We start from the raw sequence: 24,822 nt of genomic DNA on the forward strand, positions 1-24,822 counted from the left end.
GAGCAACGCGATGCTGCAACTCTATTTCTCCCCGATGGCCTGCTCGCTTTCGAGCCGCATCGCGCTGATGGAAGCTGGCCTGGACGCGCGCTATCATCTGGTACATCTGCGCACCAAGAAGGTCGCGGACGACGACGGCGATTTTCGCGGCATTTCGCCGAAGGGCGCGGTGCCGGTGCTGGTGCTGGCGAACGGCGAGCGGCTGACGGAAAGCGCGGCGGTGCTGCAATGCATCGCCGACCTGACCCCCGAGAGCGGCCTCGCGCCGCGGCCCGATGATGCCGATCGCTATCGCTTGCAGGAATGGCTGAGCTTCATCGGCGCCGAGATCCACAAGGCCTTCCTGTTTCCGACCTTCTGGTACAAGGACGACGCCTCGCTCGCCAAGCCGCGCGCGCGGATCGCGCAGACATTGTCGGTGCCGTCAGCGCATCTGGCGGAGCGTGAATTCCTCGTCGGCAACCGCTTCACCGTCGCGGATGCGCATCTCACCTGGGCCTTGTTGCTGCTGCGTCCGGCCGGTGTCGACATCGCGCCCTGGCCAACGCTGGTGGCCTATCTCGAACGCATGCAGGCGCGGCCTGCCGTGCGGGACGCGATCGCCACCGAGATGGCGCTGCGCAAGACGATGGCGGCCTGAGCGCGCTTTACTGCACCCGCGCCAGCACCGCGAGCTTGCGAATGCCCTTGTTGCGATAGGCATCGAGGAACGCGTAATAGTCCTTGAACGACACGCAGCCGTTGGAATCGCCGTTCGGTCCGAGCATGAAGGTGTGCGCCAGCAGGCCGTCGCGGCCGTAGATCGCGCTCTCGCCACCGATCGGGGTCAGGCGCAGCGCCGGCACGCCGTGAAACAGCGCTTCGCGCGGCTTGAGCATATAGATGTGGGGCGGCGTCACGCCGCGCATGCGGACCTTCGAGGAGCGCGGATCGTCGAGATTGGAGCCGAGGCCCGAATGCGCCTCGAGCTTGGTGCCATCGGGCAGGTAAACCGTCTTGGCGGTGATGTCGTAGACCGCCGTGTCGCGCTCATAGGGCGGCGCGCCGCCGAACATCGGGTTCTGCTCCTTCGGGGCGATCGCCGAGGTCACGCTGGCATCGGCCGAGGCATAGGCCAGCAAGCCGCCGGACGGCTCGCGCTTGCCCCAGAGCTTCTCCACCATCGACTGGCGCGGACCGGTGATCGACATCACCGCGGCCTTGGCGCGATCGGCAAAGGATTTCGGCCTGACTTCAGGCGCCGGCACGATCTGGGCCGGATCGGCCGCCGCGAGTTGGACCCGCGCGTCGGTACCGCGCTTGCCCTTCGCCACATCCGCGACCTTGTCAGCGACCCTCTCAGCCACCTTGGCCGGATTGAGCGGTTTCAGCACTTCGGCGACCTTGGCGACGACGGTCGGCTTCGCAGGGATTTCAGCAACCTTCGCCGCGGGCGCGGCGCTCGCCGCGTTGGACTCGACGCCCTGGGTCGCTGCAGCGGCAAAGCGCTCGTTGAACATTTCGCGGGAGATCGGTGCAGCCACCTGCAGCCGGTCGGGCAGCAGCGCGAAGGTTTCCCGGATGGCCTCGCCGGCTTCGCGCAGCGCGACCTTGGGCGCGCGCTTGACGACGGGCTCGTCATAGCCGGAGCTGCCGACGGTCGGATAGACGCTGGCGGCGAAGATGTTGTTGTAGACGGTCCAGCCGGCAAGCACGACGCAGCCGATCACCGCAGCGCCAAGCACGTTTTGGGAGGTCATTTTCCGGGAAGACTTCCGAGAGGAATGCTTCGAAGGATTCTTGGGCTTCCGTGCCGCGTAACTTTGCGCAGCGATACTCGTACTCATTCGCCTTGCGTCCAGGACGGTGTCACTAAGTCCCCCTTCGAAGTGCCGCACGTCACGATCCGGGAACAGCATCTCGCAGAAGGTCGGAGCGTCATTAAGGCGACTTTTAGTTAAATGCGGATTAAGTTCGGGCGGCAGTAGGGCAAGTCGTTAACGCTGTGCCATTTCGAGAAAAAAGCCCGCAGAACTACGGACTTAGGCGACCGTGTTAACTATAATTCTCGGCCGGTTCAGCGCGCTCGGCGGACCTCTCCGACCGCACCTCTAAACGCACCAACCAAGTCCTTTTCGTGGTCATCAATACCCCGGACGATACTGGTGAAACATTGCGCGAGGCTGGTGCGTCCGCTGCTTCTCACCAACTGTAGCCAACGCTGCCCTTGAGCGCATAACTGCGGGTCACGTTGGAGAAGGCGCCCTCGAACGTTGCCGCCGTGGACCAGCCGTTCAGCCACTTCAGTTGCGCCGATGCCGTCGTCAGCGCGGAGTCGTGCGCCTGCGCCGCTCCGTTCACGACAAAGCTTGCGCCCGGCAGGGTCTGGAACGTGGCCGAGATCGTGCGGTCCGGATTGAAGTCGTGCGCCCATGCGAGACGGCCACGCAAGGTCAGCATCGCCGTCTCCAGCGCATAGGACCGGTCGGTGCGGACGCCCATCTCGCCGCGCCAATCGGTGACGTCACGGCCCGCATAGTTCAGCGCGAAGGTATTGGCACCGGAGATCGCCTGCTCGGCGTAGCCCGGAAGGAAGAACGAGGTGAATTGCGCCGCGCCATAGGGCGTGATCCCCATCCATGGCGTCGCAAAGCGGTAGCCGCCCTCGAAGCGCCCCGACAGCGCGTTGGCATTGAAGCGCGCCTGGAGCTGGTCGAGGCCTGCGATCGTCACCGCGCGGCTGGTGGTGATGTCCTGCCAGCCATAGGCGAGCGCGCCGGAGACATAGACGTTGCCGCTCATGTGCCTTGCATAGGCGCCGACCTGGAACAGGTCGGAGCGCCCACTGCCGAGGCTGTTGGCGAGGCTGAAGCTGGTGCCGCCGCCGGCGAGCGCAAAGCCCGCGATGGTGTTCGGCGAGAGCAGGTAATCTGCGCCAGCAGCGGCGCCGGCAATACGGCTGGTCGCCGTGTTCGATCCGACCGTCGCGTTGCCGCTCGTGGTCTGCGATCCGCCGTATCCGGTGGCCCAAACGTTCCAGCGCTGTGCAGCCTCGAGGGGCGCCTTGGTGAATTGGGTCGCGAAGGCATCTGTCTTCGCATGCGGCCTTGCCGCTTCACCGGCGTAAGACAAGGCAGCGCCGCTCGGCACGGACCTCTCGCCGCGGTTGCCGACGAAGGGGTCGAGCAGGATGTTGAGGAAGCGATCCATCGCATCGAACGTGGTCTGGAGCGTGCCTGTTCCGGCTTCACCCGAGGCTTGCGTCAGTGCGCCCTGGAGATTCGCTCCGCTGGCGTTGAACAGGCTGTTGAAGGCGCCGGTCGGATTGGCGCCCGCGAGCAGTGCGGCATCGATGCCGGCGGCAACGTTCTTCTGGTTGATGGTGGCAGATGTCGGCAGTCCCAATGACAACAGGCCGGGATCGACCGTCAGCAGCACCTCGTTGCCGGCATAGCTGACGCGCGCATTACGCGCCAAGGCCGGGGTGCTCACAGTCACGGTGCCAAAGGTGCCGGACAGGTTTGACGCGGTGAGAATGGTGTAGGTGGTGGTTGCATTGACGCGGCTCGTCGGCATCACCGCAAGCGTACCGGCGAGTTGCGCAGAGCCGCCGACAATCGTCTTGTCAGCCGAGGCGCCGGAGATCTGCACCATATAGGTCGCGGCCGTCGTGAAGACGAGATTGCCGGTGACGGTCACCGTGCCGATCGAATTGCCCGGTGCCAGCGTGCCGCCATTCACGGTGACGTCGGCGAGGCTGCCCGAGCCGCCAAGCGTGCCGCCGGCATTCACGGTTGTGGCCGACGTCGTGACCGCGCCGTTCACCGACAACGTGCCGCCGTCGACCGTGGTCGCGCCGGTGTAGGTGTCGTTGCCGGTGAGCACGGTGGTGCCGGCGATCTGATGGACCGCGCCGTTGCCGCTGATGTCGGGCGAGAACAAATAGTTCGAAGAGGTGTGGTTGAAATTGATGACGCCCGAACCGCTCCCGAACTGGACGGAGCCCACATTCAGACTGCCTGGCGCCGCCGCGGCGGAACCTGGCGCTGCGCCGATGTTGAGCACACCGGTCGCGGACGCGCCTTGGGCGAGATAGACATTCCCAGTTGCGGTGACGGAGCCACTATTGGCAATGGTCAGCGCGCCATTGCCGGCAAGGCCCACAGTCAGATCGCCGTTGCTCGTCAGGGTTGATCCTGCGCCGTCCACCGCGACGATACCCGAGCCGCTGGCGAAGGCGCCGAGCTGGACACCGCCGGACGTCACGGCTGCGCCGTTCAACAGGTTGAGCGCGCCTGTGCCCATCATTCCGACAGTCAGGACGCTAGCGTTGCTCCAGCTCGAGCCCGCGCCGGTCACCGTCACCGTGCCGCTTGAACCGGCCAGGGTGCCGATGGCGCCATTATTGCTGGAGACCGCGGCACCGGTCGAAATCGTGAGACGGCCCTGGCCGAAGCCGCCGATCGTGAGGTTGTTCGTGCTGGTCCAGGAGGATCCCAAACCGTCGACGGTCGCCGTCCCGCTGCTTCCCGTGCTGTTGCCGATCGTGCTGTCAAACGCGCTCGCCGAACCACCATTGCTGATGGTGAGTGTCCCGGCGCCACCAAAGCCGACGGTGAGACCGGTGTTGGTCAAGCTTGACCCTGAGCCATCGACCTTGATCGTGCCACTCGATCCCGCGTAGTAGCCAAGATAGGTGGACGACGCGCTGACCGTGGCGCCATTGGTCACGTTCAGCGTGCCGGTACCGTTCTGACCGACCCTGATCGCCGTGCTGCTCGCCCAAGTCGATCCTGCACCGTCCACCGTGATCGTTCCCACGCCGGTCAGCGCAGATCCGAGGAGCGCGGGCGCCGTTGACGTCGTCAGCCGGGCGCCATTCGATATCGTGAGATTTCCGATGCCGCCGGCGCCGACTTCGAGTTGGCCCGCGGCGAACAGGGTGCCGGCGCCATCGATCGTTCCGGTTCCTTGCGAGGGCGCGTTGCCTCCGAATCCGGTGTTGTTGCCGAAGGTCGCGGCAAAGGTTGTAACGCTGGCGCCTTGTGAGACCGCCAGGCTTCCAGTGCCGTCCACGCCAAGAATGAGAACTCCCGAGCTGGTCAAGCTGGATCCCGCCCCTGCCACCTTCACCGAGCCGACGCCGCTGGTCCCGTCGCCAACGCCGATGATCGGAGCCGAGACGCTGGCGCCGTTGGAGATGGTGAGGGTGCCGGTGCCCGCCTCGCCAATGGTGAGGATGTGCGACGTCGTCCAGCTCGCATTCGAACCGCTGACATTGACCAGGCCCGTCGCGCCGGCGAACGTGCCCAAGGTGGCATTGGCGTTGGTCACGCTGGTGCCGGCTCCGATGTTCAGCACGCCTTTGCCACTCGAGCCGATGTCAAAGTCGCCGCTGTTGTGCCAGGCCGAACCTGCTCCCGTGAGCGTGACCGTGCCGTTGCCGTTCTGAAAGAAGCCGATCGTGCCTGCGCTCGTCGTGAGAATGCTACCACCCTGGATGAAGAGCTGGCCCGTCGCGATCGAGCCGACGAAGAGCTGGTTGGCGAAGCCATTCGCGGCAGTGGTCAGGCCGGTCGGATTGGGCATTATCGTGTCGATCGTGACGTTGTCCGCGGCCGTCGGCACGACGTTCATGGTCCCGTCGGTCCAGTTGCCCGCCGCGATCCAGTTGCTGGACACCGTACCGAGCCATTGCACCGAGCTGGCGGCGTTTGCGGCGCCCGCAAGCAGCAGTCCGGTCAGGGCCGTCGAACCGGCCAGCCAGGCGCGCAGCGATTGCGCGCGCCGACGCATCGTGGGGGCGTGATCGTGAGCACGGCCGGTGCGGACAGGCCCCGACCGCTCGATGCCGGCAGCCACAGAAAGCCGGGGAGAAGACACGCGCGCCGGCTGCCGCACAATTTCGATCAGGCTCATCTGCAAGTCCTGGCTGTCCTATCGCTTCGCAAGGGCCGAACCGCCCCTCGTGGAAACGCACCGAAACGTCCCATCGCCAGAAGGCTTAGTCGGTTCGTCCGATAACGGCTTGGACTTGAGGGAACGGAGTTTTGGACCACAGCGAACTGATCCCCAGTCCGCCGCAAGAAGATGCATTCGGGCTACAGTGCTTGCCTGGCCACCATTGTTTCTCAACGAAAATCAGCTATAGCTGCGGGATGTTGAACTTGCGGCGAGTGACGTCCGACTTAGAGCGCATGACCTCGCCTAAGCTTCCGTTCGCGCCACAGAAAATCTCAACCGACGCTTTTCCTGCACGCCGCCGCCTCAGTATGTGGCGCGAGATCTACGGCCGCAACATCACGCACGTCGATATCGATGCGATCGGCGACGAACCATTCCATGCCAGCGTCACTTTTCAGAGCCTGCCCGGCGTGGCCCTCGTGTCGGGAACGCGCTCCGCCGCGCAATATCGCATCACCCGGCAGCACGCCGCCCGCGCCGCAGACGCATTCGGCTTGACGATTCTGACAAGCGGTGCGGCCACGACCGAGCAGCTCGGTCGTGAGATCCCGCTCCAGCCCGGTTCAGCCGTCGCCATCTCCCCGGCATACCCGTCGGTGAGCACGATGTACGAGCCGGGCAATGTCGTGACCGTCGCCCTGCCCCGGCTTCAGGTCGCGGCGCTGGTGCGGGACCTCGACGCAGTCTATGCACGCCCGATTCTCGCTGGAAACGAAGCCGTCCGGCTTCTGCTCTCCTATGTCGAGGCGCTGCACAGTGGCGATACGCTCGGCCGAGCGGCCATCGCGGAGACGGCCGCCCGCCACATCGTCGATCTCGCCGCGCTCGCGCTCGGCGCCAAGGCAGATGAGGCGCATGAGGCGCACCGGCGGGGGCTTGCCGCCGCGCGGCTGGAAGCGATCAAGGCCGAAGTGCGAGACCAAATCGGCAGCCACGATCTGTCCGTCGCCACGGTGGCCGCGCGGCTCGGCATGACCACGCGCTACGTGCACAAGTTGTTTGAACGGGAAGGCATGACCTTTTCGGAATTCGTCTTGGCCCGCAGGCTCGAGCGCGCGCTCCGGATGCTGACCGGCGAACGCTTTGCGGCGCTCACGGTCAGCGCCATCGCGTACGATTGCGGTTTCAGCGACTTGTCGTACTTCTACCGGACGTTCCGCCGCGCCTATGACGCAACGCCAACTGATCTGCGCAAGGCGTCGCGCCGCGCGCGATGATCAGGTCGCTTGCCGGAAGCCGCGGGATCCCACGACGCTAGCGCGCTTCCGGCGGCGGCGAGCGGTCCAGTACGTCGCCTTTTGCGCCTTCCACGAGATCGATGCCGTAGGTCTCGACCACCAGCGGCCCGCGCTTACGTTGCAACTCACTGATGCGCGTCACTTTCGCGAACAGCTCGTTCAGGAACGGGTGGCCGTCGGGACGCAACTCGTCGACATAAAGCAGCCTGCCGGCAAGCAGCTTCGGATCGGGCTCGGGCATGTTGACCCAGCGGATGCGCTGGTTCTGCTGCACCACGCAGCTGCCGCGCGGCAGATAGAAGGCGAGCCAGCCGGTGGTGCCGTAATCCGGCGTCAGCACGCAGGTCGCGCCATGGCGCACGCGTTCCGCTTCGATGCCGGCGGCAAGTTCGCGCCAGCCTACCCCGACGCTGCGCACGGTCGCGTCACGGCGATAGCCGGACAGCCAGCCGGTATTGGCTTGCAGGATCAGCGCGGCAAACATCACGATGCCGGTCGGCGCGGCCCAGCGCAGGCAGAAATCCACCAGGCGTCGCGCGGGCGGCTTCCACTGCGCGAGGTTGGCTGCGGCCGCAGCGGCGACGACGAACGGCGGATAGACCGGCGCGAACCAGTTGGCCTCGACGCGGGCGTGCAGCGAATGCCAGACGAAATAGGCGACGATGGTCCAGAACATCGTCTCGATCAGCAAACGTGAGGCGAGCGCACCGGCTCTGCGCCAGGTCAGTGCATGCAGCCCCATCGCGCCGAGGATGAAGACCAGCGGCGTCGCGAACGCGATCTGCGTCGGGATCAATTCGGCGATGAAGACCGGACGGAAGTCCTCGATCCTGGCGCGGCCAAGCTGCTTGACGAACGAGACCCAGTGATGATCCGCATTCCAGAGGATCACCGGCGAGAACAGTGCCAGCGCCACGAGCCCGCCGAGATAGGGCCAGGGCGAGAGGAACCAGCGCCGGAGTTTCGGCACGCAAGCGAGCCAGATCAGGATCGCCGCGCCAAAGAACATCGCGGTGTATTTCGACAGCAGCGCCGCGCCGACGGCGGCGCCGACCGCAAGCCACCAGGCACCGCGGCCGGTCTCCAGCACTTTCGCGAGGAAGAACAGAACGAAGCTGGAGGCCACCAGTAGTGGCGCATCCGGCGTGACGATGAGCGTGCCGACCGAGGCCATCATCGTGACGTTGAGCAGGATGGCGCTGGTCGCCGCCACGCGGGCACCGCCGAACAGGATCGCGGCGGTGCGATAGATCGCATAGCTCATCGGCAGCGCGAGCAGGATCGAGACCAGGCGGACGCCGAGTTCAGTATCGCCGGCGATCATTGTGCCGGCGCGGATGACGTAGGCCACCATCGGCGGATGGTCGTAATAGCCGCCCGCCAGACTCTTCGACCACATCCAGTAATAGGCTTCGTCGAAGGTGATCGGCGTGAAAGCGGCCGCGACCAGCCGCAAGGCGACCAGCGCAAGGATCACCAGCGCCGTATTGCGGATGATCCGCGCGTCAGCCCCGCCCATATCCGAATCCTTGGCGCGCTATTTCTTGCGCCAGACGAACAGTCCGGACATCGCGTAATTCCACACCACGCCCATCAGCGCGCCGGCCATGCCGGCCAGCCACCAGATCGGCTCCTGGTCGTAGACCGAGAAGGCGACGCCGACATTGGCGAGCAGGCCGACGCTGCACACGATGTAGAACATGATCAGGCCGCGCAGGATCCCGAACCCCTTCAGCCGCTGATCGCGATAGGTGAGGAAGTTGTTCATGATGAAGTTGCTGGTCATGGCGACGATGGCGCCGGCAGCCTGCGCCTCCGCGAACGGCACCTTGACCAGCTGAAGCGCGATGAACAGCGTGGTGAGATGCACCACGAGGCCGATACCGCCCACCATCGCGAACAGGATGAAGCGCAGCGAGACGATGTCGTTGGTGAGCTTGGCCAGTACGAGGCCGAGGAAGTCCAGCGCGACCATGGAATCGAGCTTGCTTTCGCCGTGCTGACGGGCGCCGAACGTGTAGGGAATCTCGACGGCGCGCAGATCGCCATGTGCGGTGGCGACGAGATCGAGCAGTATCTTGAATCCGTGCACCGACAGTTTCGGCGCCAATTGCTCGAAACGATCGCGGCGCACCATGAAGAAGCCGCTCATGGGATCGGCGATCTCGACCCGCAGCATCTTCTTGGCCACTTCGGTCGCGAGCGCACTGGCCCCGGCGCGCTGCTTGTTGAAGCCTTCGCTCTTGTAACCCTCGATGTAGCGGCTGCCGACGACGAGGTCGGCTTTGTCGCTCGCGAGCAAGAGCAGCATCTTCGGCAACTGGGTTTCGTCATGCTGGAGGTCGGCGTCGATCACGGCAGCGTAAGGCGCGCTCGAGGCCAGGATGCCCTCGATGCAGGCGCCCGACAGGCCGCGGCGGCCGATGCGCCGGATGCAGCGCACGCGGCTGTCCTTCAGCGCCAGCGCCCGCACCACGTCCCAGGTGCCATCGGGCGAATTGTCGTCGACGAAGACGACCTCCCAGGCGATGTTGACGAGCGTCGCCGCCAGCCGCCGATACAGCACCGTGACGTTGTCACGCTCGTTGAAAGTCGGGACGATGACCGACAGTTCGGGCCCCTCTTGAGCCTGATTGTCGACGCCCGGTCTGATAGCTTCATTCATGACGGCAGCGTATATCCGCCGCGTCCTGCGCTGCCAAGCCGGGGTTTATGTGGGAATCAGCCCAAAAGGGGCCCTGAAATGCCAACGACCCCGGAACGGCGGACCGCGCGTACATCCGGCGCAGGCCCAAGCTATTCCAAGGTCGTCCCAGCGGCGGAGCTTTTGGCTCGACGTCGCCGTTAGGGGCTAAATGGGAGCGGTGAAGCCGCTTTGCAAGGGGGCAAAGCCGCCCATTTTCCCGCATTACTGGTTCGGGACTTCCCGGATCACCGGGCCCCGCGGCGCCGGTGCGGCCGGGACTGCGGGCGCCCCGGCGGCGGGAGCCGGCTCGACCTTGGCCGGCTTCGGCGGCTTGCCGTACTGCCCGATCGGCCCGAACACGACGGCGACCGCAAGCACGATCGCCGCGACGATCGCGCCAAAAATGCCACCCACCGACTCAGACGCCATGCCAGCCCGTCCCTGTTCCTGATGCGGCACTCATACCATGGATGCATGCGTGGCCGGAAGAGCTGCCGGCCTGCAGCAGTGCGTAGCCCTATTTCTGAGGCGGCCTGTGCTTGACGAACGCAGTCACGATGTCCTTCTGCGCCGACTCCACCGCCCTGTTCGCGGTCGCAAGATGTCAGGGCACGATCTGCGCGACCCTGGTATGACCCAAGGGGAAGCCGTCGATCGGCTCGACGCGAAAACCTCGTAAGCCTAGGCCCCGGAACGTCGGGCGCGTCAGGAGCTCCTCCGCTGCCGGGCGCTCGCCAGCAGCACCAGCATGAAGGAAGCCGCCGTCATCAACGTCGAGATCGCGGCGATCGTGGGGTCGATCTCATCACGGAGCGCGGTGAACATGCGCTTGGTCAGCGGCTGGTACTGGCCACCGGAGATGAACAGCGCGACGATGGTCTCGTCCATCGCGGAAATGAAGGCGAAGATGCCGCCGGCTACGACACTGGATTTGATCTGCGGCAGCGTCACCGCGAAAAAGCTGCGCAGGCGGTTCATGCCGAGGCTGCGCGCGACCATCTCCTGCGCGGCGTCGAAGCTTTGCAAGCCCGCCAGCGCGGAGATCACGACATAGGGCAGCGCAAGCATCACATTCGCCAGCACGAGGCCCGGCATGGTCGCGACCAGGCCGACCCTGGCATAGACGAAAAAGATGCCGACCGCGGTGATGATGATCGGCACCACCAGCGGCAGCAGCAGCGCCATGTGGATGATGCGCATGATGCGCAGTTTCGACTGGCTGATGGCATAGGCAGCCGCGACACCGCACGGCGTTGCTATCACCACGGTGAACAGCGCCACCGTCAGCGTCACCCGCGTCGCCTGCATCCAGGCCGGATTCGAAAAATACTGCTGGTACCAGCGCGTCGAGAACGACGGCGGCGGGAAGGTCAAAAAGCGCGCGCTGGAGAACGAGATCGGCGCGATGATCAGCACGGGCAGGATCAGATAGACCAGCACCAGCGCGCTGATCACGTACAGGGCAATCCGAGCGGACGAGACGCGCATCATTTCTGTCCCAGCACACGATCGAGCGAAATGAAGCGGCTGACGATAAAGAAGATGGCGAGCACGCTGAGGAGCAGCACCACCGCGACCGCGCTGGCGGCGCCAAACTGGTTGTAGAGCTCAACATTGCGGCTCACCAGCATCGACACCATCACCGTGCGCCCGCCGCCGAGCAGCTCCGGCGTGATGTAGAAGCCCAGGCAAAGCACGAACACCATGGTGCAGCCGGCGAGCATGCCCGGCAGCGACAGCGGCAGGAACACACGAAAGAAAGTCATCGATGGGCTCGCGCCCAGGCTGGCGCCGGCCTGCATGAGATCGCCTGGAATCTTCTGCATGGTGGCATAGAGCGGCAGCACCATGAACGGCAGCAGGATGTGCACGGTCGCCACCACCGTGCCGAGGGTGTTGTGGACCAGCGCCAGCGGCTCGGAGATCACATCGAGATACCGCAAGAACTGATTGATGACGCCGGTGCGCTGGAGCAGCGCCAGCCAGGCATAGGCACGCACCAGCACGGACGTCCAGAACGGCAGAACGACCAGCGACAGGATGAGAATGCTGCATCCCTTCGGCACGGAATTGGCGAGGTAGGCAACGGGATAGCCGAGCAGCAGAGCGATGACGGTGACCGCGAAACTGATCTCGAAGGTCAGCGCAAAGCTGCGCCAGTAGATGTCCTCGGTGAAGACGCGGCGATAGTTCTCCAGCGTGAAGCCGTCATGGTAGACCGACTGCCAGGCGAGCCAGCCGACCGGCAACACGATCAGCGCCAGGATCACCAGCAGCGCCGGCGACACCAGTGCCAGCATCAGGCCGTGCTCGCGGCGCTGATGCTTTTGGGAGGGATCTGGCACGGATGTCGTCAACGCTGCCCCGCCTTACTTCTGCATGAACGCTGCCCAACGCTTCTCGGCGGCCTCACCTGATGGCGAGGACCACCAGGCGTAGGACATCAGCGCTTGCTTCGCCGCATTCGCCGGCTCGCTTGGCAATTGCGCGGCACGCTCGGGCTTGATTACACTGGTCTCGAACGCCTTGGGGTTGCCCGGGCCGTAATCGATGTTGAGCGGCAGATTGGCTTGGTGCAGGGGATCGACGGCTTCGTTGATGAACTTCACCGCCGTCTCCAGGTTCGGCGCGCCCTTGAGGATGCAGAGCGAAGTACTCTGCAAGATGCCCTGGTTGTAGGTGAAGGTAACCTTCGCGCCCTCCTTCGCGACGGCGCTGACGCGGCCGTTCCAGGCCATCTCCATATCGACCTCACCGTCGTTGAGGAGCTGCGCCGACTGCGCGCCCGACGTCCACCACACTGTTATGTTCGGCTTGATCTCCTCAAGCTTCTTGAAGGCGCGATCGACGTCCAGCGGGTAGAGCTTGTCCGGCGCGACGCCGTCGGCCATCAGCGCCGCCTCGAGCGTGGCAATGGGGTGATTGCGCAGCGCGCGGCGGCCCGGGAATTTCTTGACGTCCCAGAAATCGGCCCAGCTGTTTGGCGCGTCCTTCGGGAAGGTTTTCTGGCTGTAGGCCAGAACGCTGGAATAGAATTCGTAGGAGACCGAATAGGGACTGCGATAGGCCTCCGGCATCGCCGCGGCGTTCGGGATTTTCGAGAAGTCGAGCTTCTCGATCAGCCCCTGCTCTCCGCCGCGCAGGCAATAGCCGGTGGGCGTGTCGACCACGTCCCAGATCGGCTTGCCGCTGCCGACCTGGGTCTTGATCGCGGGCCAGGCGTCCGGAATGGAATCCTGGTTGATGGTGATGCCGAGCTTCTTGGCGGAGGGATCGAGAATCGCCACCGTCTGCGCCTGCTGATAGGCGCCGCCTTGCGAGACGAAAGTGATCTGCTCGGCGGCATCAGCCGCGCTGATCCATCCGATTGCGCCGACCAGCCCACAACCCAGTCCAACAGTCCACCTCATATTCATCCTCGCCTCCTCCAAAGATATCTTTACCGACCGATCGCATCGAGAAACTGATACCAGCCGGCGACCATGCGCACGGCGGGCTCACGCAGCGGATAGAACGGAATGGTCTTCATGCGCCGCGCGTCGAGCAGGCCGACGTTGGGCGTCTCCCCGCGCACGAAGGCGGCGAGATAGCGGCCCATCAGGCTCGACATCGCGACACCGGCGCCGTTGTAGCCCACCGAGAACAGCGTGCGCTCGTCGAGCCGGCCGATATGCGGCACCGAGTCCAGCGTCATGGCAACGAGGCCCGACCATTTGTATTCGAGCGGGATATCGGCGAGATCCGGGAAGATGCCGACCATCGCCCTGCGCAAGGCATCGAACGCGGCTTGCGAGTCTTGCTTGCCGAAGGCGCCGCGGCCGCCGAAGATCACGCGGTTGTCGACCATGCGAAACCAGCGCATCATGCGTTTGGTCTCGGTATAGGATCGCCCTGTCGGCATCAGCTTTCCGGCGAGATTGCGCGGCAGCTTCCCGGTGGTGACCATGGCGCTGCGGAACGGGATCAGCGTGCGTTGCAGATGTGCGGTGGCGCCGGTCAGATCCGAATAGCTGTTGGTGGCGATAATCGCCTGCTTGGCGCGCACTGCGCCTCGTGGCGTCTCGGCGACGATACCCTCCTTCCCGCGCCGAAGCTTGACGACCGGCGACTCCTGGAAGATCGACACGCCGCGGCGCGCCACGCCATCGGCAAGCCCCCGCAGATAGTTCAGCGGATGGATGCCGCCCGAGCCGGGATTGAGCACGCCGCCGACAAAGACGTCGGAGCCGGTCTCTTCGCGCACTCCGTTCTTGTCGAGGATGCGGACCTCGGCGGAGCCCATCTCGCGTGTCATCCAGTTGGCTTCGTCGATCGCGGCCTTCAGCGTCCTCTCGTTGTGGGCAGCCTTGACCTGGCCGGTGCGGGTGAGGTTTGCTCCGGTAATGCCGAATTCCGAGACGAGCTCCTCGACCATGTCGGTCGACTCATGGGCGATCTCGTACATGCGCTTTGCCATGGCGCGGCCGTACATGGCGTCGATCTCGCGAAACGACAGGCGGAATTTTGCGGTGATCACACCGCCATTGCGCCCGCTCCCGCCCCACCCTAAGCGATTGGCCTCCAGCACGACAGGCAACAGGCCGCTCTTGGCGATGTGGTGCGCGGCAGAAAGCCCCGTGTAGCCGGCGCCGATGATCACCACATCCGCCTGCAGCTCGCCCGACAGAACAGGGAATCCGCGTGCCGGCTCCGCCGTGGCTTCCCACAGCGAATTGGCCGATGGCAGCGCGCTCCAGTCCCGTGTCATGTCCGCGCTCACCGATTTATGACGCAGGGCCAATGGCGGCGTCGGCAAGCGCCTTCAGCGTCGGATAATGGAAGTCCGGCTTGGTCAGCGTCTCCACGGCGGGCGTGCCACCGAAGCCGGCGATACCCTGGCGCCGCTCGATCCAGCACACCTTGTAGCCAAGTTTTCGCGCGATCCCGATGTCATGATACTGGCTCTGCGCCACGTGCAGGATGTCGGACTGCTTGTAGCCGAACGCGGATTGCCGGCCCTTGTTGTAGGCGAAGAATTCCGGGTTGGGCTTCGCCACGCCAGTGTCGTCGGCGCAAACGGTGTCGTCGAACGGATTGCCGAGCGCATGCGCGTAGCAGGACAGCGCGACGCGGTCCGCGTTAGTCATCGCCACGAGACGGAATTTCGTCCGCAGACGCTTCAGCGCCTCGACCGAGTCGGAGAACGGCCCCCAGCGCAGCACCGAGAGCTGGAACACGTCGCAGGACGCATCATCGGCCGGCAGTCCGAGCTCGGTGGCGAGATGGTGATAGACGTGGAACATCACTTCGCTGGAACGCTCGTAATGCTTGTCGCGGCCGCGCTTGTAGGGCTCGAATATCTGCTCGTCGCTGAGCTCGGCCGCTTTCCTGCCACCGATCTTGCGCACGGCTCCGAGCACGCCGGTTTCGAAGTCGATCAAGGTGCCGACGACGTCGAAGGTGAGAACCTTGAAATTGCTGAACGCGGCTTGGGTCGACATGTTCTTCTTCTCTCAGGTTGCAACAAGACTTCAGTCCACCCGTGGCACGACGATGGTGTCCTCGGGGTGAAGGTTGACGGTGAGGCTGCCGCCAAGCGGCGGGATCCGGCTATAGGCTTGATGATAGCTGGGCTGGCGCAGGCTGAGCGCGATGCCGTCGGCCAGCGCCAGGAAGATGCGCAGGCTCTCGCCCTGGTAGACGATGTCGGTGACCGTGCCGGTCAGGCGGTTGCAGGCGGCATCCTGCGCGCCGTCATCGATCAAGAGCTTCTCACTGTGCACGGCGAGCATCAGGGTGTCGCCGTCAGGAATGGCGCGCGCGCTGCGCAGCAAGGCATTGCCGAGCGCGACGCTGGACGCATCGACGCGGCGGACCGGCAGCATTGTCGCTTCCCCGATGAAGCTGGCGACGAAGGAATCGGCGGGGTGATCGTGCAGTCGTTCGGGCTCATCGATCTGGATCAGCCGGCCGTCCTTCATCACGGCGACCCGGTCGCTCATGGTGAGCGCCTCGCGCTGGTCATGGGTGACGTATATGATGGTGGCCTGGATGCGCTTGTGCAGTGCGCGCAGCTCGATCTGCATGGATTCGCGCAGCTGCTTGTCGAGCGCGGAAAGCGGCTCGTCCATCAGGATCAGGCGCGGCTCGAAGATCATGGCGCGCGCGAGCGCCACGCGCTGGCGCTGGCCGCCGGAGAGCTGGGCGATGCCGCGCTCCTCGTAGCCGGCAAGGCCGACCATCGATAGCGCCGCGCGCACCTTGTCGGGCCAGTTCGCTTTCGGCAGGCGCCGCGCGCGCAGGGGAAAGGCGACATTCTCACCGACGCTCATATGCGGAAACAGCGCGTAGTTCTGGAACACGACGCCGATGTCGCGCTTGTGCGGCGGCATGTAGGTGACATCGCGGCCACCGAACAGGATCGTGCCTGACGTCGGCAGGATGAAGCCGCCCAGAATGCCGAGCAGCGTGGTCTTGCCGGAACCGGACGGACCGAGCAGCGAGACGAACTCGCCAGCGGCAACATTGAGGGACACGTGGTCGAGGGCGCGGACGGCGCCATATGCCTTGCTCGCGGACCTGATCTCGACGCTTTCCGCTCGTTTGTCCAACGATCGACCTCGCCATGTCCCTCGACGGCGTGCCTTACTGCGCGCCATAAGCCTGCTTTATAGACAGGAAGCTGACACACTCGCGTTCGAAGCGTGCACCGCACCATCTTCTCTCTCGCAAGCCCTGTCTTCAGGCTGTAATGGCAATGACACCAGACTTGGCGAAAGCCGGCAATTGCCAAATTCTCACTGCGCTCATAACATGGCGTTATGCCCGAGCTGCGCCGGATGCTGCCCTCAAGTAACGCCCTGTTCGTCTTCGACGCAGCGGCGCGCAATGGCAGCTTCACGGCAGCCGCCGCCGAATTGAATGTCACGCAGCCGGCAGTGAGCCGCATGCTCGGGCAATTCGAGGAGCATCTCGGCGTGCGCCTGTTCGACCGCAAGGCGGGACGCGCGGTGCTCACCGACGAAGGCGAATTGCTCTATCGCCGCGTGCTCGAGGGCTTTCGCAGCATCGAGACCGGCCTCATCGAGATCGAGCGGCGTCGCAGGGGCACCGAGACCGTGACGCTGTCGGTCTCCTCCGCCTTCACCACGCACTGGCTGATGCCGCGCATCGACAAGCTGCAGAAGCAATTTCCTCAAGTCGATTTGCGCTTCCAGCTCATCTCCGGCGCGCTGCGCGGCCCAGTGGAGAATGTCGATCTCGGCATGCGCTTTCGTGATCGCGACGAGCCGTCCTCGGGCGGCACATTGGTGATGAAGGAAGTGATGCTGCCGATGTGCAGCCCTACTTATCTCGACGAGACCGACGCCACGGAAGGCAACACCATCATCCGTCTCGCCGAGACGCCCGGCGACTGGGCCGCGGATTACGCCTCGCTCCTTACCGGGCGCCGCGGCGCGGCCAAGGCGCTGAGCTTCACCGATTATGCCGTCGTGGTGCAGGCCGCGCTGCTCGGCCAGGGCATTGCGCTCGGCTGGCTGACCGTGGCCTCTCATTGGCTCCTAACCGGGGCGCTGGTGCCCGCCTCCGACACGCTCGCCACGACGCGCCGCATCTGCGAATTTCTGCCGCCGCGCAACCGGCCGATGCGCCCCGTCGCCGCCGAGATCCGGGACTGGATCATCGCGCAGATGAAAATCGAGATCGCCGCGATTGACCGTCTCTATCCGAAGCTCGGCTTGATGTCGGCGTGCTATTGATGGTTCAGGGGAGTCGCAACTGGCCAATCACTTCCGGTTTGACTAGGATGCTGCCCTCCCGCTCCCGTCGATGCGAGATCCTCCTGTGGCCAAAGCAAAAACCGTGTCCAAAAAATCCGGCAACATCTTCATCGGCATCGGCGGCTGGACCTTCGAGCCCTGGCGCGGCGTGTTCTATCCGGAAAAGCTGACGCAGGCGAAGGAGCTGTCCTACGCGGCCTCGAAGCTGACCTCGATCGAGATCAACGGCACCTATTACGGCTCGCAGAAGCCGGAGAGTTTTCGCAAATGGGCGAGCGAAGTGCCTGATGGTTTCGTGTTCTCGGTGAAGGGGCCGCGCTTTGCCACCAACCGCCGCGTGCTCGCGGAGGCCGGGGATTCCATCAAGCGGTTCTATGATTCCGGCGTGCTGGAACTCGGCGATCATCTCGGGCCCGTGCTGTGGCAGTTCGCGCCGACCAAGAAATTCGACGGTGCCGATTTCGGCAAGTTCCTGGAGCTGCTGCCACGCAAGCTCGAGGGCCGCGCGCTGCGCCACGTGGTCGAAGTGCGCCACGACAGTTTCTGCACGCCTGATTTCATCACGATGATCCGCGAGTTCGAAACGCCTGTCGTGTTCGCCGAGCACGGCAAATATCCTGCCATCGCCGACGTTGCCGGCGATTTCGTCTACGCGCGGCTGCAGAAGGGCAATGACGAGATCAAGACCTGCTATCCGCCGAAGCAGCTCGACGCCTGGGCCGCGCGCTTTCAGGCCTGGGCCGCCGGCGGTGAACCCGACGACCTGCCGAAAGTTGACAAGAGCAAGCCGAAGAAGGAACCACGCGACGTGTTCGCCTACGTCATTCACGAGGGCAAGGTGCGCGCACCGCATGGCGCCATGGAACTGATCGCGCGGGTGAGTTAAACCGATGGCCAAGGCGAAGAAGCTCTTCACCATCGGCTATGAGCAGACGCCGCCCAAGTCCGTGCTGGATGAGCTTGAGCAGGCCGGCGTCAAGCTCCTGGTCGATGTACGCGCGGTGACGTCGTCGCGGCGGCCGGGCTTTTCCAAGAAGCAGCTCGCCGCGGGGCTCGACGAGCGCGGCATCGCCTATGTCCATCTCGCTGGCCTCGGCACGCCCAGGGAAGGTCGGCTCGCGGCGCGCAGCGGCCAGTACGATGTGCTGGAGAAGGTTTTCTCGAAGCATCTGAAGACGCCGGAAGCGAGAGAGCAGATGGACGAGCTCTCGGCGCTGGTGAAGAAGGCTGGCCCCGTCTGCCTGCTCTGCTACGAGCGCGACCACAGCCACTGCCATCGCCGGATGATCGCTGAAATCATCGAGGAGCGCGATGGCGTGGCGGTGAAGAATCTGGCTGGGCGAATACTCTGAGCGTCATTCCGTGGCGCGACGAAGTCGCGAGCCCGGAATCCATGCATCTACCGTCTCCGAGGCCCGATGGATTCCGGGTACGCGCGCCCCCGGAATGATGGCTTACCCCTCCCCCGCCAGCCTGAACGTCCCCTCCATCATCTGCACGCTGGCACCACCGACATGGGCGGAGACGATCTTGCCGTCCTGCTTGACGACGCGGGTCTTGAGGATGCTGGGCCGGCCCATGTCAAAGCCCTGGCCGACGGTAAGCTTCAGCTCGCCGTCCCTGACAGGATCGAGGTCGGCGAACAGCGCGGCGGCTGCGACCGTGGCGCTGCCGGTGGCGGGATCCTCGGTGAGGCCGCTGGCGCCGCGCATGAACATGCGCGCCTGACGCTCGCACGGCGCTTCGGCCAAAGATACGTCGCGTGTGTAGAACCACACGGAGCGGGCGCCGTCCCGCGGCAATATCCTGCTATAGGCCGCAGCATCGGGCCGCGCCCGCTTCAGTGCCTCGCGTGAATGCAGCTCCATCACGAGGAACGCGTTTCCGACGGTGACGACATGTGGCGGGTGGTTATCGGTCCTGATGTCATCCGCACTGAGCGAAATGCAGCTCGCGGCCTCCGCCGGAGACAGCGGCGCATATCGCACCAGCGGCTGCGGCGCAGTGAGCTCGGTTCTGATCACCCGGCCCTGCTCGCGCACGATCTCGACCGGCACGAGGCCTGCCTTCTCCTCGAACATCAGGCGCGGCTTCGGCTCTTTTGCCATCGAGGCCAGCACGAAGGCGGTGCCGACATTGGGATGGCCGGCAAAGGCAATTTCCAGCACCGGCGTGAAGATGCGCACCTCGGCGTCGTTGGCCTTGTCGCGCGGCGGCAGCACGAACGTCGTCTCGGAATAATTGAACTCGGTTGCGATCGCCTGCATCTGCTGCGTGGAGAGCCCGCCGGCGTCGAGCACCACGGCGAGCTGGTTGCCGCCGAAGGCGCGGTCGGTGAACACGTCGACGGTGACATAGCGGCGCTGCATGGCATTTCCTCACGCAAATGGCGGCCGCGACCGGCCGCCTCGCGCAGCACTCTACGAGGACGCAACATCGCCCGTCATGCCCCAAAATTCGGTGCAATCGGAGCAATCATCGAACCCCGTCAGAAACGAAAGAGCGGCCGCGGCGCGGCCAGCACTTGCGCGCACTCGCGCGCGTCGGCGATGAGCGTGTCGAGGAATTGCCGGTTCTTGGCGTAAGTCTGCGTTGTCTCGAACTGCGTGTGCGGCCAGTCGCTGCCCCAGAGCAGACGATCGAGTCCATAGGCGTTGCGCAGCAGCGGATAGGCCTCCTTGGCAAAACTCTCGCCGGCCGGACGGTTGCGATACGGCGCCGAGATCTTGACCCATACGTTCCGCGTCACACCGAATTTCAGCACCGACTGAAAACCGGGATCCGCGACGCCGAGCCTCGGATCCGGCAACGCATAGTGATCAAGCACGACGGTGACGCCGCGATCGAGCAGTTGCGGCACGAGCGTTGCGACATCGGCGGCGTTGCGCTGGATCTCGACCTGCCAGCCCATCGCCTTGACGTATCCGAGCAATCCCTTCCATTCGCTCGCCGCGAGATCGGGCAAGGGTTGGCCGACCAGATTCAGGCGAATGCCGACGATGCCGACGCGATCAAGCGCGCGCAGCTCATCCGTGGAGACAGCCGGATCGACGACCGCGATGCCGCGCAGGCGGCCGCCGGCCTGCTTCAGGCAATCGACCAGATAGGAATTGTCGGTGCCGAGGAAGCTCGGCTGCACCAGCACGCCATTGGTCATGGCGTTGCGGTCGAGCTGCTCGAGATAGAGCGACAGTGGCGCGTCGTAGTCCGGTGCATAACGCCGCCCCGGCGCAAGCTTCAATCCGCGATGAAAGACGTGGGCATGGGTGTCGATAGCAGGCAAGGCCGCCTCACTCCTGGCTGTGCTTGCGACGACTGTTGCGAGCGATGCGAGACCCGCACCAAATTGTCGGCGCGTCAGGCCGAGCGGGGGCAATGTCATGGTCGTTGCTCCTCATCTCTCGTCAGGCGCGCGTTGCCGCCGTCTGCTCGAACACCTTGCCGCGGGTCTCCGGCAGCAGCAGTACCGCGATCAGCACCAGCGAATAGGCGAAGGCGGCGTCGATGCCGATCGCCGGGCCGAGGCCGATGTGATCGCTGAGGAAGCCGACCAGGAAGGGAAACGCGGCGGAGACGACACGGCCGAAATTGTAGCAAAAGCCCACACCGGTGCCGCGCACGCCGGCGGGATAGAGTTCACTGAATAAAGCGGCCATGCTCGCGGGAATTCCGGCCGAGAAGAAGCCGAGCGGAAATCCGAGCACCAGCATCTGGCCATTGGTCAGTGGCACGAAAATATAGACCAGCACGGTGGCGATGCAGGCCGCGGCAAAGAACGCGACATTGGCCCTGCGCCCGACCCGGTCGCTGATGAAACCGCTCGCGACGCAGCCGCAGAAGAAGGCGATGATGATGACGGCGAGATAGAAGCTGGAGCCGAGCACCGAGAGGTGCCGCACCTCGCGCAGGAATGTCGGCAGGAACGTCGTCAGCGCAGCATAGCCGCCATGGGCACCGATGCCGAAGAGACCGCCGACCAGCGTCGAGCGCAGTACGTCGCGATGGAAGATGCCGGAGAGCGTGGCGAGGAACGGCGCCTCCGCCTCCTTCGCAACGGCGCGCGGCGGCTCCTTCAGCCCGCGGCGGATGAAGATGATGAGCAGCGCCGGCAACAAGCCGATTGCGAACAGTATCCGCCAGGCGACGTCCGCCTGCGCATAGGTAAAGACCAGCGCTGACAGCAGCACCGCCGCGCCCCAGCCGACGGCCCAGGCGCTCTGCACCGAGCCGAGCGCCTTGCCGCGATGTTGGGGACGGATGATCTCGGCCATCAGCACCGCGCCGCAGGCCCATTCCGCGCCGAAGCCGAGGCCCTGAATGGCCTTGAGCACCAGAAGCTGGGTGTAGGTCATCGCGAACGCGCAGGCGAAAGTCGCGAGTGCGAATGTGGCCACCGTGATCTGGAGCGCCTTGACGCGGCCAAAGCGGTCGCCGAGCGCGCCACCGAGCCAGCCGCCGAACGCACCGAAGAACAGCGTGACCGATCCGAGCAAGCCGGCGTCGGCCTTGCTGATGCCAAAGGCCGCGATCAACGCGGGGATGGCAAGGCCGAACATCTGGACGTCGAGGGCATCCAGCGCCCAGCCGCCAAAGCTTGCCCAGAACGTGCGCCGCTCCAGCAGCGAGCTCTCACGGTACCAGTTCGACATGTTTCCTACCCCTGTACGCATTGTTGTTTGATTACGTTGAAGCCCGCCGTTATCGAATCTCGGCGTGGTAGCGGAAGCGATCCGCCGGCCCGCGCGAGCGGCGCCATTCGATCGGCTGTCGCTCCAGATCGAACGCAAGGCGCTCGATCACGATCAGCGGTGCCTGAGCCTCCAGCCGCAGCAGCCGCGCCTGCATCTCGCTCGCGGTTTCGACCGTCAGGATTTCCTCGGCGGAGACGACCACCTCGCCGCAGCGCTCCTCGTAGAGCGGATACAGCAAGTCGCCGAACTCGGCGGTGTCGATCTCGAGAATTTTCGCGAAGCGCGATTGCTGCAGCCAGATCTCTTCGGCCAGCAGCGCCACATCGTCGATCAATCGCAGGCGCGACAGGCTGATCACGGGCTCGCCGACGGGAATGCGCAGCGCCGATGCCACGGCTGAGGTCGCCGGCACGCTCTTGCGCCTGAGGATGCGGCTCTTCGGCACGCGCCGCTCGCCGCTCTCGGACTGGAAGCGAAAGAACCGGAACAGTGACGAGTTGAAGCGCGCGCGACGCACGAAAGTGCCGCGGCCCTGCTGCCGCTCCAGCACAGCGTCCGCAACGAGCTGGTCGATCGCCTTGCGCACGGTGCCAATCGCGACGCCGTAATGGATGCCAAGCTCGGCTTCCGACGGGATCGGATCGCCCGGGCGCCATTCATTGCGGTTGATCCGCGCGGCGAGATCGTCGCGCAGGCGCTGGTAGCGTGGCAGGCGGTCGTCATGAACCGAATTCATATAGTCATATAGATGACTAGATGAATCTGGAGTCAAGCGCTACCAAAATACCAGAGCGAAAGAGGGAGCGAGGTCGGTCTGACCGTCTTCGCCAGTCCGACCTCGCCGCGTCACGAGATTCAGTTCGTGGTCTTCGGCATGCAGGGCGGCTCCTTGTAGGGCACCGAGGCATAGGCGCCCTCTGCCGGCGCCCTGACGCAATCCGCCGTGGCGTGAGCCGAGGCGCGGCGCGCAGGCGCAACGTCGCGAGCGGCAGCTGACTGGGTTTGATAGACGGAAGCGGCGATCAAGGCGGCTGAGACGAAGGTCAATCGGGTCATGGATTTTCTCCGCGTGACATCAGGAAGCCGAGGAGTTTCGGCCTCCTGAATGCAAGAGCGGAGAGCGGGCCGACATATTTCAGCGCGCGCCTTCAAAGAAATGCGAGCAGTGCCTTATCCCAGCTGAAACACGGCGACCGGCTGCTCGTAACCGCGCACGGCGACCTCGCCGAGCGCGACCGCATCCCCACCGTCCTCGCCCACCGCCTCGCGCACGGACGCGGAGATGAGAAGCTGCGAGCCGAACTCCTTGTTCAGCGCCTCCAGGCGCGAGGCAAAGTTCACGGTGTCGCCGATGACAGTGTATTCCTTGCGCCGCGGCGAGCCGATATTGCCGGCGACGACCTCGCCGAAATGGATGCCGATGCCGATCCTGAGCGGCCAGCTCGTTTGCGCATTGATGCGATCCATCGCGGTCAGCATCTCGCGGCCTGCGGCGACTGCGCGGTGCGCGGCATCGGATGCTTCGAGCGGGGCACCGAACAGCGCAAGAAAGCCGTCGCCGAGAAACTTGTTCACGATGCCGCCGTGGCGGTCGAGAATATCGACCAGCACCGCGAACGCGCCGTCGAGCCGGTCGACCACCTCCTGCGGCGTGCGCGTCTGGGCGCCTGCGGTGAAGCCGCGGAAATCGACGAACATCACGGCGACGCGCCTGACATCACCGGCGACGCTGGTGCCCTCCGCCATCAGCCGCTCGACGACCTGTGGCGAGACGTGCTGGCCGAACAGATTGGTCACCCGATCGCGTGCGGTGGCCGCTGCGATGCTCGCGGCAAACTGCCGCCGCAGCTGCGCGCCGACCGAACCCGCGAGCACGCCACAGACCAGGATGACGGTGCTACGCACCGCGTGGAAGTAGATCAGGGGTTCGCCAGTGTCGCTGACCGAATTGTAATACAGCGCGACAGCCAGCAGTTCGACGGCAGCAACAAATCCCGTGAAGGCGGATAGCCAGAAATCGAGCCGCAGCGTCGAAAGAATGACGAAGATAAAATAGACCAGCGGCAACACGAAGCCGAGCGCCTGGCTCGCCCCCATACTGCGGATCTGCAGGATCAGGATCAGCGTCGGCAGCGATGTTTCGATGCATGCACCGATATAGCGCCTGATGACCGGCAGGTCGCGATCAAGCCTGAGGTTTCGCCTGATCTGGCCGTGGACCCAAGCCTCGAAGAGCAGGAAGCCTGCCACGAGGGCGTATTCCCGGGCCATGCCCCGGGTCCCGTGCCAGATCCGGTTCACGATGGCAGGATCGATCACGAAGGTTGTGGTGAGCAGGACGATCATGACCAAGCCGGTCGCGATCAGCGCCCGCACCCGCAGCAGCTCGGTGCGCAGCACTTCGCGCGTCAGCTCGCGCTCAAAGTCCTCCGACAGGACGGCCTTCTGCCGGGCTTTCCCGCCTGCAAAGCTGACCATTTCACCCCCTCGTGTCAGGGGCAGTC

At 64.7% G+C, this 24,822-nt stretch carries 22 protein-coding genes; 5 read left to right on the forward strand and 17 right to left on the reverse strand.

Annotation, left to right across the window (positions count from 1 at the left end; all coding sequences use genetic code 11):
* Positions 1-10: 10 nt before the first annotated feature.
* A complete protein-coding gene (locus XH88_RS25040) occupies positions 11-640 on the forward strand; it encodes a glutathione binding-like protein (protein ID WP_271670919.1) in 630 nt (209 codons plus the stop codon).
* 7 nt (positions 641-647) lie between these two features.
* Here the strand turns inward: XH88_RS25040 and XH88_RS25045 are convergent, their stop codons facing one another.
* The gene (locus XH88_RS25045) at positions 648-1,739 is read right to left on the reverse strand and encodes a DUF2778 domain-containing protein (protein WP_271670920.1); all 1,092 of its coding nucleotides are present in this window, start codon (positions 1,737-1,739) and stop codon (positions 648-650) included.
* A gap of 442 nt (positions 1,740-2,181) precedes the next feature.
* Positions 2,182-5,898 carry an autotransporter outer membrane beta-barrel domain-containing protein gene (locus tag XH88_RS25050; RefSeq protein ID WP_271670921.1) on the reverse strand — a complete coding sequence of 1,239 codons (3,717 nt, stop codon included), beginning with the start codon at positions 5,896-5,898 and terminating at the stop codon, positions 2,182-2,184.
* Positions 5,899-6,251: 353 nt separating this feature from the next.
* On the opposite strand from XH88_RS25050, the gene XH88_RS25055 reads away from it, so the two are divergent.
* Entirely contained in the window at positions 6,252-7,160 is a 909-nt protein-coding gene (locus XH88_RS25055; RefSeq protein WP_271670922.1) for an AraC family transcriptional regulator, read from the forward strand.
* Positions 7,161-7,197: 37 nt separating this feature from the next.
* On the opposite strand, the gene XH88_RS25060 is transcribed toward XH88_RS25055, so the two are convergent.
* The 9 genes from XH88_RS25060 to XH88_RS25100 all read right to left on the reverse strand — a co-directional run bounded on the left by XH88_RS25060 (position 7,198) and on the right by XH88_RS25100 (position 16,457).
* Positions 7,198-8,700 carry a glycosyltransferase family 39 protein gene (locus tag XH88_RS25060; RefSeq protein WP_271670923.1) on the reverse strand — a complete coding sequence of 501 codons (1,503 nt, stop codon included), beginning with the start codon at positions 8,698-8,700 and terminating at the stop codon, positions 7,198-7,200.
* An 18-nt stretch (positions 8,701-8,718) separates the two neighbouring features.
* Positions 8,719-9,846 carry a glycosyltransferase gene (locus XH88_RS25065; RefSeq protein ID WP_271670924.1) on the reverse strand — a complete coding sequence of 376 codons (1,128 nt, stop codon included), beginning with the start codon at positions 9,844-9,846 and terminating at the stop codon, positions 8,719-8,721.
* 243 nt (positions 9,847-10,089) lie between these two features.
* Positions 10,090-10,296: a hypothetical protein gene (locus tag XH88_RS25070; RefSeq protein ID WP_271670925.1), complete on the reverse strand. Its 207-nt coding sequence runs from the start codon at positions 10,294-10,296 to the stop codon at positions 10,090-10,092.
* 276 nt (positions 10,297-10,572) lie between these two features.
* A complete protein-coding gene (locus tag XH88_RS25075) occupies positions 10,573-11,358 on the reverse strand; it encodes an ABC transporter permease (protein WP_271670926.1) in 786 nt (261 codons plus the stop codon).
* Positions 11,355-12,167 (reverse strand): ABC transporter permease, encoded by an 813-nt coding sequence (locus XH88_RS25080; RefSeq protein ID WP_271671011.1) that lies wholly within the window; start codon positions 12,165-12,167, stop codon positions 11,355-11,357. The genes XH88_RS25075 and XH88_RS25080 overlap by 4 nt, the downstream gene beginning before the upstream one ends.
* 69 nt (positions 12,168-12,236) lie before the next feature.
* Positions 12,237-13,283 carry an ABC transporter substrate-binding protein gene (locus XH88_RS25085; protein WP_271670927.1) on the reverse strand — a complete coding sequence of 349 codons (1,047 nt, stop codon included), beginning with the start codon at positions 13,281-13,283 and terminating at the stop codon, positions 12,237-12,239.
* 23 nt (positions 13,284-13,306) lie between these two features.
* On the reverse strand, positions 13,307-14,614 hold the full coding sequence (locus XH88_RS25090) for an NAD(P)/FAD-dependent oxidoreductase (protein WP_271670928.1): 1,308 nt from the start codon (positions 14,612-14,614) through the stop codon (positions 13,307-13,309).
* A 16-nt stretch (positions 14,615-14,630) separates the two neighbouring features.
* Positions 14,631-15,347 (reverse strand): HAD family hydrolase, encoded by a 717-nt coding sequence (locus tag XH88_RS25095; RefSeq protein ID WP_271670929.1) that lies wholly within the window; start codon positions 15,345-15,347, stop codon positions 14,631-14,633.
* A 30-nt stretch (positions 15,348-15,377) separates the two neighbouring features.
* Entirely contained in the window at positions 15,378-16,457 is a 1,080-nt protein-coding gene (locus XH88_RS25100) for an ABC transporter ATP-binding protein (RefSeq protein WP_271670930.1), read from the reverse strand.
* Between the two features lie 210 nt (positions 16,458-16,667).
* Between XH88_RS25100 and XH88_RS25105 the strand changes: the two genes are divergently transcribed.
* The 3 genes from XH88_RS25105 (at position 16,668) to XH88_RS25115 (ending at position 18,979) form a co-directional block, all read left to right on the forward strand.
* Positions 16,668-17,606 (forward strand): LysR family transcriptional regulator, encoded by a 939-nt coding sequence (locus XH88_RS25105; RefSeq protein WP_271670931.1) that lies wholly within the window; start codon positions 16,668-16,670, stop codon positions 17,604-17,606.
* A 70-nt stretch (positions 17,607-17,676) separates the two neighbouring features.
* The gene (locus tag XH88_RS25110; protein WP_271670932.1) at positions 17,677-18,513 is read left to right on the forward strand and encodes a DUF72 domain-containing protein; all 837 of its coding nucleotides are present in this window, start codon (positions 17,677-17,679) and stop codon (positions 18,511-18,513) included.
* Between the two features lie 4 nt (positions 18,514-18,517).
* Positions 18,518-18,979, forward strand: a complete 462-nt coding sequence (locus XH88_RS25115) for a DUF488 domain-containing protein (protein WP_271670933.1) — start codon at positions 18,518-18,520, stop codon at positions 18,977-18,979.
* Positions 18,980-19,081: 102 nt separating this feature from the next.
* Here the strand turns inward: XH88_RS25115 and XH88_RS25120 are convergent, their stop codons facing one another.
* The 6 genes from XH88_RS25120 to XH88_RS25145 form a co-directional block, all read right to left on the reverse strand.
* Positions 19,082-19,996, reverse strand: a complete 915-nt coding sequence (locus XH88_RS25120) for a PhzF family phenazine biosynthesis protein (protein ID WP_271670934.1) — start codon at positions 19,994-19,996, stop codon at positions 19,082-19,084.
* A gap of 119 nt (positions 19,997-20,115) precedes the next feature.
* Positions 20,116-21,009 (reverse strand): amidohydrolase family protein, encoded by an 894-nt coding sequence (locus XH88_RS25125; protein ID WP_271670935.1) that lies wholly within the window; start codon positions 21,007-21,009, stop codon positions 20,116-20,118.
* Positions 21,010-21,031: 22 nt separating this feature from the next.
* Positions 21,032-22,276, reverse strand: coding sequence for an MFS transporter (locus XH88_RS25130; protein WP_271670936.1), 1,245 nt, complete (start codon positions 22,274-22,276; stop codon positions 21,032-21,034).
* 49 nt (positions 22,277-22,325) lie between these two features.
* On the reverse strand, positions 22,326-23,054 hold the full coding sequence (locus tag XH88_RS25135; protein WP_271670937.1) for a GntR family transcriptional regulator: 729 nt from the start codon (positions 23,052-23,054) through the stop codon (positions 22,326-22,328).
* A gap of 119 nt (positions 23,055-23,173) precedes the next feature.
* Entirely contained in the window at positions 23,174-23,374 is a 201-nt protein-coding gene (locus XH88_RS25140; RefSeq protein WP_271670938.1) for a hypothetical protein, read from the reverse strand.
* 114 nt (positions 23,375-23,488) lie between these two features.
* Complete coding sequence (locus XH88_RS25145) at positions 23,489-24,796, reverse strand: adenylate/guanylate cyclase domain-containing protein (RefSeq protein ID WP_271670939.1); 1,308 nt, start codon at positions 24,794-24,796, stop codon at positions 23,489-23,491.
* Positions 24,797-24,822: the final 26 nt, after the last annotated feature.

Origin of the sequence: Bradyrhizobium sp. CCBAU 51627 (assembly GCF_028128765.1) — a bacterium.
In the GTDB taxonomy this organism is placed as follows: Bacteria; Pseudomonadota; Alphaproteobacteria; order Rhizobiales; family Xanthobacteraceae; genus Bradyrhizobium.